This is a genomic window from Sporomusa sp. (genome assembly GCF_057736855.1).
Window position 1 is genome coordinate 1 of record NZ_JBYKYF010000073.1, and the last position, 11,398, is coordinate 11,398.

The following is an 11,398-nucleotide window of genomic DNA, read 5'->3' on the forward strand; positions in this document are numbered from 1 at the left end:
TACAACAAAAAAACTGCAGCCAGAAGTAACTGGTTGCAGTTTTTTCTATTTGGGGACTGTCTTAACGCGACAGCCCCTTTTTCTTTGCAGGATTTGCATGGATTGGTAAAGAATTTACGAGAATATCCGGTTTACACAGGACAAACAATATTCTTGCATCTTAGAGATTTGCAGGAGGGCGGGAATTATTGAAAACCGGCAATTATATTAAATACGCTTTTGGTAATCAATACTGCCATGTTGATGCCGTACATGCTGCTTCACCGCGGGCCGACCGTTTTACGGATGAGATTGTGACCGGAATTATGGCCCAAACTGGTTGTGCTGGTATTATTGGCATTGTCTCGCGTACCATTGCCGACCTTAACCGGCCGCCTGGTCAGGGGAATGATGAAGCAGTGTGGGAATATCGGGATGTAATCAGCCAGTTTCTATATAGTTTGGGATTATTGGCACCAGGTAGCAACCATTTGGCAAGACCATACCTGCATGTTGGCATTCATGGAATGAAGGACCAGGTCCATGGGCCATTTAGTATTGAAGTCGGTACCATTTACGGTAAAACCTGCTCAGTCAGGGTTAGAAAATGGTTTGGGGAAACCTTAAGAGCTCGAATCCAAGAAGTTTTGCCAGGGACGAAAATTGTATTTGATAAACATTGGGTGGGTAATCAGTCGCTGGCGGCACATCGTTGGGGGGAAGGGAGTCGATACGCAGGGTATGGGAAGAATTATAATGCTTTTCAGGTGGAAATATCCCGGACGCTTAGAGAACATTACAGGCAGGAGGTTATTGACGTATTAGCCGATGTAGTAGCAGAGTTTAGTGATACGTTTTCCAGGAGGTAATCAAGTTGCGAAAAATCAAGAAAAATCTCAGCGACGCTGAGATGTTAAAAGGTTGGGTAGAAGAGCCAACCTTTGAGACTGCATTGGAGGAAGAGCCTGTTCGTCCCTCTGTTAAATCCAGGAAGGAACCGGCAGATGATATTAACAGCGCATATTTTACTCCAGAATTGAAAGAAGCTGTCGGTAAAGCCTTGTTAGAACTTAAATTTAATATGTACAAAGAAGGAATTATTGATTATCAGATAAAAGTATCTTGTCAAGGTAATCAGGTTATGCTTACAGCCATTCCTGCCAAAGTCAAGGACGGACAGGCGGGAAAACAGCCTGTACAACGTGGCAGCAAGCAGAAAGGATAGGTTATTTAACCTATCCTTTCTGCTTGCGACGCGCTATAGGAGTAACTTTTACTGGGTCATTGCATTGGTTTTTCTACACGTGCCTATTCAACTGGTAGTGGCTCATTTGTAAGCTCAAACAAGGCAGCGGTAAGTTCGGCAAGATGTTCCTTTTCTGAATTCATTATGTGACAAAACAGGCGCGCTACTGTTTGATCTTCTGCAATCTGCATGTAGCGCTGATATTTATTGATTGCCTGTAATTCATCGACGACCGCCCTAGTCAAAAAGTTTACAGTTACCATTTCTGGGCGATCAGGCAGGATACCGTGGGGATCTTCTATTTTTTTGTTTTTATTTTTGGGTCTAAGCGGCGGGCGTGTGATTGTTAATGCGCCAAGACCTGCATCCCTGAAACTTTGGGCCTGTACGGGGTCCAGACATGAGACCATTTGCATTAGCTGCGCAAAATGTTGCATTTCGTCTGAGGCGATATCCAGAAATAGTTGTAGGCAAGATTCTCTTGCAGCCTCAAGATAAAACGCAATAGCGGTTCGCTCATCGGCAGCGGCATCTCGCAGAAGTAATAAATCCGGATGATTGGGACATAGTTCTGAGTTGGCAGTAGTTGTTTCGGCTAAAACCTTACTTTTAGGTGACTTTTTATAGGCACGGAACAGAGCCACTGTATTCACCTCCCATATTTAATATATTTTATGCTGGGCAAGACTAGAGGTTAAAGGCAGGATATTTGTGGTATATGTGAAATATTACATACAGACAGGAGATAACGGGTTCGCAATTTACTAATAAGAGAAAATAGTTCAGATGTATAACTATTAATGTGTATGCCCAGCTGCTGAATAATATGTACTAATATGTATGAAGCAAGATACAGAAAACTGAAAAGACCAAGGTTAATAAGCACGGAACAGGCAGGAGGATATATGATAAGAGAAAGTAATGTTAGTAAGTTTGTCATATTTTTAGTTATTGTGGCTATATTACTGCCGCTTATGGCCAGCGCCGGAGTGATTTATGTTGAGCATCAGCAGGCTAACACCTTACAGCAGGTTCGAACAGAAGAACATGCCCGCCTTAGGGCTGAAGCGGCTACAGCCTGGCTGGAAAGCCAGGCTGCTTTAGTAAGAGGACTGGCTAAGTTAAATTCGGTGATGTTTGGTGATCGATATACCATGGCTTCTGACTTTGATTCGTTTATTACGGCTAAAACAGGCTTTTTAGCGTTAGGGTATGCCGACACCAAGGGCAGAGTTCGAGTAGAAACCACTGGCCGTGTAGGCCGGAATATTGCTGACAGTACTTATTTTGTCGAAGCTGTTGCTGGGAAGGAATACAAGGGGGAAGTCGCGGGAGACGAGTGGTTGCAGAGTGGAAATGTTACCGTATTGGCAGTACCTGTTACTGTATACGAAAGAGTAACAGGCATTGTGTACGGTGTCTTGCGTCAAGATGACATAGCAGCAATGGCAGCTAAATTTGTTCCTGAAATCGAGGGTGGCGAACTGCCGTTAAAGCGCTGGCTGACATGGTTGGGAAGCGTATACGCAGCTGGAATCATTCCGCTGTTATTGATAGTATACTGTTGGCGACGTTCGCGGGCACAGACTGCTGCTTGTCTGGAAATACCTAAAGACAGACTGCAGTCTGGGGTTATGTGCCAACCGACAGCCCTTACTCAGTTTCTTAAGCCTGAAACAACGGAAAAATCTGTGGCAAAACAAGATGAATTAATAGCTATACTGCAGCAAGAACTTGCATTGGCTAGTAAACGATCTGTAGCTGCTGTCGCAAGTGAATCTACCGCAACAAGACCGCAGCCGACTTCAACTTCCGATGCAACGCCTGCTGCCATAATAGACAAGGCTATCGCGGCTAAGGCCTATAAGCCCCAAACAGGCGAACAATCGTACGAACCACCGACAATGCCAAAAGACACCTGGATGGATCGCATCTCCCCGGCAGAGAAGGTTGTGTTACCGAATTCTTATAGTTCGCAACCGTATGACAGTCACCCTGCTACTTCGGTACTTCCTGCTATAGATGCCATGACTGGCTTATATTCGCAGCATGAATTTGAAAAAAGAATAGCTGTCCGTAAAGGACAGCCTGATACTATCATGCTTGTTCTAAGTATTGATGGCCTGAAAGTTATTAATGAATTTTTGGGTAAAGAAATTGGGGATGCTGCCATCATGGCTACAGCCGGTATTATTAAGACCGTGGCTGGTCCAGAATGTATGGCAGCCCGTGTGGATGGGGACAAATTTGTTGTGTTGCTTACCAATACTATGCCAGGGATGGCGGAAGATATCAAGAAAAATATTAAAAACCATATGGATTCCCATAACTTACATAACCCGGAAGTGCCGTTATGCCTAACGATTGGGGCGGCAGTTGCTGACATGGCGGAAGACTTGCGAAATGTCTGGAAGCGAGCCGAACGCGATATGCAGCGTTATAAATCAGTAAACCGGGTAGAAGCCAGAAGGTTTATTATGTGCTCCATCAAACGTAATCGCGAACGGTCATAAGGGTTATTCGCGGCTAAATTGCTGTAGTCCCTGACGGAATGCGGCTGTTGTTTCCTCAGTTTCGTCTAAAAGATAAATGCGTCCAGGCTGACCGAAAGCATCCCAGTCGATACCATTCCACCAGATAGCCACTTTGATTTTAGGCAGTAGGCTTATTTCTTTAAGCATTGTTTTCAGCCATGCTACTTTGTCGCCGCCGACGGAATTGGAACCGAACTCAGTAATCATAAATGGCTTGGCAAAATGTTTGTCATATTCGGCATACATGTCCGGGTAAATCTGGCTAAATTCTCGCCATTTTTCTCCGGGAAAATACGTCCCAGTATTATAGCCTGTCAGTCCGATAATATCGACATACTCATCGCCTGGATAATACATCAGATAATGATTCCACTTAAAGTTAGGGAAAGATAAGTCGTGCGGATTCCATACCCATAGCACATTGTCTACGCCTTGATCATCAAATATGCGGCGGATGTGCCGCCACATGGCTTGGTATAGTTGTGCGTCCTTACTGTAATGAAAGGCGGAATAAGAACACCAGTCACCATTCATTTCGTTGTTTAGCCTAAATAGTACAGGATGGCCGAAAGCTATTAGCTGTTGGGCATAAAGCTGGAAATAATCATCATACTTTCCGGACAAAATGTCATACATAACTCCTGTGCTATCGGTAAAGTTATGGCTGGTCTGAAGAGTAAGTTCAGCAACTCTGCCCCGTTTATATGCAGATATAAGAGCAAGGATGGGTAGATTTTTATCCAGTGATTGGTACCTTACCAGGATTGGGAAAATATAGTTGAGCTGCTTTTCCAGCATATCCAGCTTCTCAAAGGTCTGTGGGGCGCTTGGTTCAAAAATTCCCCAACGCTGCGGGCTGTTTATGCTAAAAAATTTGTCATAAAAGGCGCGGGTTTCAGCATTAAGTGGCGTATGTTCCTTTAGAAACGACATAGCAAAACGAGGTGTACCCTGACGGGCCACTAGTCGAAAGCTAGCGGCCATTGTTTCAGCATTTTCAATAGGTGTGGTTGATTTTATAAAAACGGTATAAACCTCTTTGGCATTTTTAGCCAACTCGATGCTGGCATAATAGTTCTTGTCATTAGGAACATGTACAAGTTTAGGACGTGTCCAGTGCAAACGGTGAATCAGAAAGCCATTTTGTCGGTAAGTATTTTCATAAAGTCGGGTATGGTAACGGGTATTGTTGATGAACCTGTTGCTGTAGCTCATATAGTCGCTGCTGGTAGTAGATGTGCCGGAGAAATTATCATAAAAGATTTCAATACGCAAAGAATCATTTTCCAGCACAGTAACTACAGGCGAGCGTGAGGCATCAACCCTAAGACCGTTGGGGACTAGCAGAGAATAACCATTCGCATAATCAGTTAGGCGTTCGTAGTGGCTATCAACATAGGTGATTTCCTTTACATCATCATCAGGCCCTGGTGGGAGGGAGCTATACTGGCCGTTAACAATAGTCGTCGCATTCGCGGGGATTGATAAAACTGCCGCTATAAGTATTGCTAATAGTAGCTGGTACATCTTGTGCATAATACTCTCCTTTTATATAGGTTTGGTGAAACACTATGATTATATCGTAAATATGCAATAATTTCCTTAATAACTGTCTCCTAAAAGCCGCGAAAGTGCAAATACTATCATATAAATCAAGTCTGTTCAGCAAGACTATGATTTTTGTCACAGACGCAGTAGGTTGTTTAGGAGTATATTTACGGTGAAGGCTGGTTGAACACTGGCATTGCCGAAAAAGGAGGGAAGAAATGTGGCACATAAAATTAACTCTGACTGCATCCAATGTGGTTCCTGTGCATCCGTATGTCCGGTTGAGGCTATCTCACCAGGGGATACTCAGTATGTAATTGATCCCGCGCTTTGTATTGATTGCGGCGCTTGTGCTTCTGTCTGTCCAGTTGAGGCTATTCATCCAGAGGAATAGGTAATTTGATTAAGCTGTACCGCTTTGTAGCTTGGTAGAATCGTTATGCCCTCCATGGTCCGGTTTTACCTAATACCGTGGATGGCGCGTCGCGGCAGAAGCCATAGTTATTTCTACATCAACAGAATGTAATTCTACATTTTGTAGACAAAAAAGGCCAGCTTTCAAAGCTGGTTTTTTTGTTGGAATATATACTATTTGCTTAGAACTATATGGTATAAATCAGGTTATGCTTATGTACATATGAACGAAAATGTTGCCATTCCATGGTGGTTGTAAGCGGCGCCAACACTATGTAAGACTTGTATTTTATGTTACAATACAAGACATGGAATTACTTCAGTTCGACAGTCTTCATGAAGAGGAGCGATGCACATGGTAGAATTGGAATATTTAAAACACCTTCCGATTTTCGAAGAACTGGACCCGGCTGATTTGACAGCCATTAACAAGGTCACGATTGAACGTCGCTACAAAAAGAATATGATTATCTTTATGGAAGGCGAGCCTGGCGAAGGTTTCCATTACGTTAAAAGTGGTAAAGTAAAAATTGTAAAAATGGCTCAGGACGGCAGAGAGCATATTATCAATATTTTAGGGCCAGGTGAAGTATTTGCTGAAGTACTGCTCTTTAACCGTGGACCCTATCCGGCTACGGCAGTAGCTTTAGAAGATTCGGTCGTCGGTATTATAAAAAATACGGATCTGGAAAGCGTAATTGTCGAAAACCCCCGTATCGCTCTACATATCATCAGAGTCATGAGCAAGAAATTGCTTCATGCGCAAATGAAGATAAAAACCCTTGCGTTATCAGACACGTTTGCCCGCACCGCTCAAATTCTTGGCAGGTTGGCTCAGCAGTATGGTCAACAAGTACCTGGAGGAGTTCGGATTGATATTGATATAACCCGTCAGGATTTAGCCAATTTGGTGGGGACAACCAGGGAAACTGCCAGCCGGGTTCTTAGTTCCATGAAAAAAGATAAAGTTATAGATTTTATTGATCAGCAAATTGTTATTTTGGATGAAAAACGCCTTAACCGTTATCAGGAAATGTAATGTTACTACCGTTTTCAGCATATATTAAAAAAGATATATAAAGCATCGCTTTTGATAAAAGACACTTGACTTATCTTAGTGTACACAGTATAATCAATGTAAGTTCATATTTAACATGATGAACAGGAAGCCGAATGCAAGGTGTTCAGAGAACCGGCGGTTGGTGCGAGCCGGTACACCGACCATGAAGGTTCCGCCTGGGAGTGTCTGGTGATGAATCAGGGGGGTTCCGCCCTGTACAGCGGATAAAGTTGGCCGGAAGGCAACATGGGTGGCAACGCGGGAATAGTTCTCGTCCCTAAAGGGATAGAGAACTTTTTGTTTTATGCGCACATGTATTGTTTCCGGTCTAAGCTGGGTGGCAACGCGGGTGCAAAACTCGCCCCAATTCGATTGGGGTGAGTTTTTTATTATCAGCAGGTAAATCGTATGCTGATAGGGCGCAGGACGGTAAAGGTTCTGACAGCCTGGTCGGTGGAAATCGAATGAATATCAGATAAGAAAAATGGAGGAAAATGTATGAGAGTATTAGTTAGCGAACCAATTGCTCAAAAGGGAATTGAAAAACTTACGCAAGAAGGCGCCATTGTTGATGTAAAGCCTAACCTATCGCGCGAGGAATTATTGGCGATCATTGGTGAATATGATGCCCTGATTGTTAGAAGCAATACGAAAGTCAACGAAGAATTATATCAGAAAGCTACGCGGCTAAAGGTAGTAGGACGTGCAGGTAATGGTGTTGACAATATTGAAATGAATGGTGCTACCAAACGCGGGATTATTGTTGTCAATACCCCGGAATCTAATGTCGTGTCTGCGGCTGAACTGACTATTGGCCTGTTGCTTGCTACTTGCCGTAATATTCCGCAGCTTCACAATCGTCTCAAAGATCGGATTTGGGATCGTACTGGTCTTAAAGGCATGGAACTTCAGGGAAAAACCGTAGGCATTGTGGGTCTGGGGCGCATTGGCTCACTGGTAGCCACCCGACTGAAATCGTTTGGAATGAATATTATTGCTTATGATCCATATATTAGCGAAAGCCGGTTCAAGAACCTAGGGGTAGAGAAACAAGAAAAATTGGAAGACTTGATGAGAAAATGTGATATTCTTACCGTGCATACCCCCAAGACGGAAGAAACTTATGGGATGATTGGCAAAGAGCAGTTTAAGGTGGCAAAAAAGGGGATGACGGTCATCAATTGCGCCCGAGCCGGTATTGTCAATGAGGAGGCGCTGATAGAGGCAATAAAAGCAAAAATTGTCAGATTTGCAGCTGTTGACGTACCTGAAGGGGAACCGCAGGCCATTTCGCCCCTGTTAGACTTAGACAATGTTATCGTGACACCGCACGCCGGTGCTGATACTGTCGAAGCTCAGGATAATGTTGGTATAACCGTGGCCCAAGAAGTAATTGCTGCGCTAAGGGGGGAAATGGTGCCAAACGCTGTCAATCTGCCTACCTTGCCATCACAGGAGCTGGATGCCATCAAAGCCTACCTGAAGCTGGGTGAAACCCTTGGCAAGATGTATTACCAACTGGAAAAAGAAGCTGTAGATAAAGTGGAGATTATCTACAGAGGCGAAGTTGCTGCTATGGAAACCTCGGTGATTACTTTGGCTATACTGAAGGGATTGTTTGAACCTGTCCTTAAAGAACGCATAAATTATGTTAATGCCAGTGTGATCGCTAAAAGTAGAGGCGTTACCGTAACCGAAAGCAAAGAATCGAAAGTGGAAAATTATCTGACTTTGATTACTGTCAAGGTTAAATCAAAAGGCCGGGAGTTTTCCATCAGTGGCACGATCTTCGGTTTAGGGGAACTACGGATCGTCGAAATCAATGGCTATGAATTTGATGTGCATCCTGCTCCTTATATGTTGATCGCGGAAAATATCGATAAACCAGGTGTTGTAGGACAAATGGGAACTTTATTGGGGGTAGGCAAGGTCAATATCGCCACAATGCAGCTTGGACGCAAACTCACAGAACAACAAGCTATGATGGTACTGACTGTGGACTCTGAAGTTTCGAAAGAGACTTTGGAATTCCTCGGAGGTATTGAAGGTATTCTGCGGGTTCGTTTTGTGAAATTATAATCGGCGACAGATCGTTAGGTTTTGGTAAACTGGGACGATAGCGCACTGTACAGATGTCTGAAGCTAAAAAAACACTCTTACTGAGTGTTTTTTTAGCATCTTCAGAGACAATCAGAAGTTGACAGAATCCATAGTTTGTCAGTAATGACGTAATGGTGGTACCTATTTTGCCACTATTCATAAGCAGTGAGAGAATGCCTGTAAAGGAGGGCTTTGCGTGAGCCAATCAGTGACTCCCCGAACCATCGAGGAACTACGGTATATAGTGCGGACAGCAGCCGCTACCGGCAGTCCCATATATACATACCGGTCAGGCAAAATGGAGGGAGTAACTATCGATTTATCCGGGTTAGATGAAATCATGGAAATTGATGTTGCTAACCTTGTTGCCGTCGTTGGGCCTGGTGTTCTTCTTGGCACACTGGCAAGCAGACTGGCGCAGCAGGGCTTGCGGTTTGTTCCAGCTGATACTCCCTTTTATCAGGACAAAACCGTGGGCCAGTTGTTTTATGAAGGTTGTTCCAATCTGTCAAGTCTCAAATACGGGAGTGCCAAGCATTTTTTGCTAGGCTCGGAGATTGTACTGCCTGACGGTGAGATTTTGAAAACAGGTGGCAAAACCGTTAAGAATGTTACTGGTTATGATTTTACCCGATTTTTCAATGCACCTTATACCGATTATGGTATTACGGTTACTTTTTTGTTAAAGTTGCTGCCCTTGCCAGAAACCCGCACTGGATTTGCTGCCACCTTTAACGAGCTGGAGGAGTTGCTGGCTTTTATCAGCGACTTGAAAGCAAGTGGTATAGTTCCTGCATATTTGTTGTGGATAGACAATAAGGTGCAGGCTTTTTTGCAAGAGGCGTCGCTAGGCCAGCTTGTCCTGCTGGAATTTGACGGATTGCAGGAAGAGGTTGCTGAGCAATGTCAGAATGTTATTATTCTTCTAGCGAAGCATGGAGGCACAATCCGGGAGAGCTATGAGGGGTGTGGGCAGATGGCAATTCGGTGGAGTCAATTATATCGTGGTACTAATAACTATGTATTGACTGACGAATATAAAATGGCTTTTACCCACCAAGCGGATTTCATTCGTAGTTTTTATGAATTAGCCAGATGCCGTGGGGTTGAAGCCGGCCTATTTGGTCAGCTAGCAGAAGGCAAGCTGAATCTCATGTTTGCTGGACCGAAACCAGATGATGCCTTTATTGAGGAGCTTGCCGCAGTCCTTACGCAGGCAGGCGGGGTGGTTGCCGGCAAATATAAGCGTTTGACGGGAAAATACCAGAGCGGCCTTTTGGCAGAACTTGAGCGGCAGATCAAGGATGCTTTTGACCCTAAGCACATATTGAATCCCCTGAACTGCCAGGAGGTGAAGTAAATGGAGCGGCATTATGCCAAGTGGCAAAAACAACTGGTTAAGTGCATTCGTTGTGGCAACTGCCGCTCCGTTTGCCCGGTATTTCAGGCTGTTGATAATGAAAATACCACTGCCAGAGGTAAAGTTAAATTGCTGGAAGCTGTCATTGAAGGGAATGTAACGCTGACTCCTGAATTGCAGGCCAGGATGTCCAAGTGCTTACTTTGTAAAGCCTGTACTACTGGCTGTCCTTCAGGGGTAAAAACCGATGAGTTATTTTTAAGTGCCAGGCGGGTATTGGTAGCTAACAACGGATTGCCGCTGGTCAAAAAGCTAATTTTTAACGGTTTGACTTATCGCCGGCTGTTTGATCTGGGACTTAAGCTAGGGGCAGTATTCCAAGGGCTGGTCTTAAAAGATGCTCCTGACGGCAGAGGAAAAGTGGCACGGATTCCCCTGCCAGGGGCCGGACTTAGCCAACGGCGTATCATTCCGCCCTTAGCCACTTCGCCGCTAAGAAGCCGACTGCCGGAAATTAACAAGGTACAGTCTCCTAAAGGGAGAGTGGCATTTTTTAGCGGCTGCATGCTCAATTACGTGTATCCTGAATCCGGCGAAGCTATTGTTAAAATCCTTACAGCCCATGATGTGGAAGTGGTTATTCCAGCCCAACAGAGCTGCTGTGGGACACCAGCTTTTACCTCTGGCGATTACCAGGTGGGGCGGTATCTAGCAGAAGAAAATGTAAAACTATTGGCAGCTAGCCAGTATGATGCTATTATCACCGGCTGCGCCTCATGCGGAGCCGCCTTAAAACACGAATATGGCAGCATAATTGAGGATCCTGCCGTGCAAAACATGTGGGAAAGGCTGGTTCCCAAAGTCAAAGATATTACCCAGTTCGTAGCCGAAATGGGGATGAAACAGAATCTTAAAGAAGTACGGGCTACCATTACCTACCATGACCCCTGTCACTTAGTCCGAGGCATGGGCGTATCGCGAGAGCCGCGCCAGCTCTTACAAGCCATTCCTGGTGTAACCTATGTAGAAATGAAGGAGGCGGCCAAATGTTGCGGCGCCGGCGGCACCTTCAGTATGGCCTATTATGATATTGCCAGAAGTATTAACGATTGGAAACTGGATAACGCAGAAACGACAGGTGCCGAAATTCTGGCTAC

At 44.6% G+C, this 11,398-nt stretch carries 11 protein-coding genes; 9 read left to right on the forward strand and 2 right to left on the reverse strand.

The window, feature by feature from the left end:
- The 3 genes from AC29Z1_RS06750 to AC29Z1_RS06760 form a co-directional block, all read left to right on the forward strand.
- A partial coding sequence (locus AC29Z1_RS06750; protein WP_488270695.1) for a hypothetical protein occupies nucleotides 1-192 on the forward strand: 192 nt, incomplete at its 5' end.
- Complete coding sequence (locus tag AC29Z1_RS06755; RefSeq protein WP_488270696.1) at nucleotides 189-848, forward strand: N-formylglutamate amidohydrolase; 660 nt, start codon at nucleotides 189-191, stop codon at nucleotides 846-848. The genes AC29Z1_RS06750 and AC29Z1_RS06755, both read left to right, overlap by 4 nt.
- Nucleotides 849-853: 5 nt before the next feature.
- Nucleotides 854-1,204 carry a hypothetical protein gene (locus tag AC29Z1_RS06760; protein WP_488270697.1) on the forward strand — a complete coding sequence of 117 codons (351 nt, stop codon included), beginning with the start codon at nucleotides 854-856 and terminating at the stop codon, nucleotides 1,202-1,204.
- Between the two features lie 83 nt (nucleotides 1,205-1,287).
- On the opposite strand, the gene AC29Z1_RS06765 is transcribed toward AC29Z1_RS06760, so the two are convergent.
- Nucleotides 1,288-1,869, reverse strand: coding sequence for a hypothetical protein (locus AC29Z1_RS06765; protein WP_488270698.1), 582 nt, complete (start codon nucleotides 1,867-1,869; stop codon nucleotides 1,288-1,290).
- A 261-nt stretch (nucleotides 1,870-2,130) separates the two neighbouring features.
- Here AC29Z1_RS06765 and AC29Z1_RS06770 point away from each other — a divergent pair, with 261 nt between their 5' ends.
- The gene (locus tag AC29Z1_RS06770) at nucleotides 2,131-3,738 is read left to right on the forward strand and encodes a GGDEF domain-containing protein (protein WP_488270699.1); all 1,608 of its coding nucleotides are present in this window, start codon (nucleotides 2,131-2,133) and stop codon (nucleotides 3,736-3,738) included.
- 3 nt (nucleotides 3,739-3,741) lie between these two features.
- On the opposite strand, the gene AC29Z1_RS06775 is transcribed toward AC29Z1_RS06770, so the two are convergent.
- Nucleotides 3,742-5,295 carry a glycoside hydrolase family 26 protein gene (locus AC29Z1_RS06775; protein ID WP_488270700.1) on the reverse strand — a complete coding sequence of 518 codons (1,554 nt, stop codon included), beginning with the start codon at nucleotides 5,293-5,295 and terminating at the stop codon, nucleotides 3,742-3,744.
- 232 nt (nucleotides 5,296-5,527) lie between these two features.
- Between AC29Z1_RS06775 and AC29Z1_RS06780 the strand changes: the two genes are divergently transcribed.
- The 5 genes from AC29Z1_RS06780 to AC29Z1_RS06800 all read left to right on the forward strand — a co-directional run.
- A complete protein-coding gene (locus AC29Z1_RS06780) occupies nucleotides 5,528-5,701 on the forward strand; it encodes a ferredoxin family protein (RefSeq protein ID WP_488270701.1) in 174 nt (57 codons plus the stop codon).
- Between the two features lie 375 nt (nucleotides 5,702-6,076).
- Nucleotides 6,077-6,760 (forward strand): Crp/Fnr family transcriptional regulator, encoded by a 684-nt coding sequence (locus AC29Z1_RS06785; protein WP_488270702.1) that lies wholly within the window; start codon nucleotides 6,077-6,079, stop codon nucleotides 6,758-6,760.
- 519 nt (nucleotides 6,761-7,279) lie between these two features.
- Nucleotides 7,280-8,860, forward strand: coding sequence for a phosphoglycerate dehydrogenase (gene serA, locus AC29Z1_RS06790; RefSeq protein ID WP_488270703.1), 1,581 nt, complete (start codon nucleotides 7,280-7,282; stop codon nucleotides 8,858-8,860).
- A 217-nt stretch (nucleotides 8,861-9,077) separates the two neighbouring features.
- Complete coding sequence (locus AC29Z1_RS06795; protein ID WP_488270704.1) at nucleotides 9,078-10,241, forward strand: FAD-binding oxidoreductase; 1,164 nt, start codon at nucleotides 9,078-9,080, stop codon at nucleotides 10,239-10,241.
- Nucleotides 10,242-11,398 (forward strand): (Fe-S)-binding protein (locus AC29Z1_RS06800; RefSeq protein WP_488270705.1); only part of this gene is annotated, 1,157 nt, incomplete at its 3' end.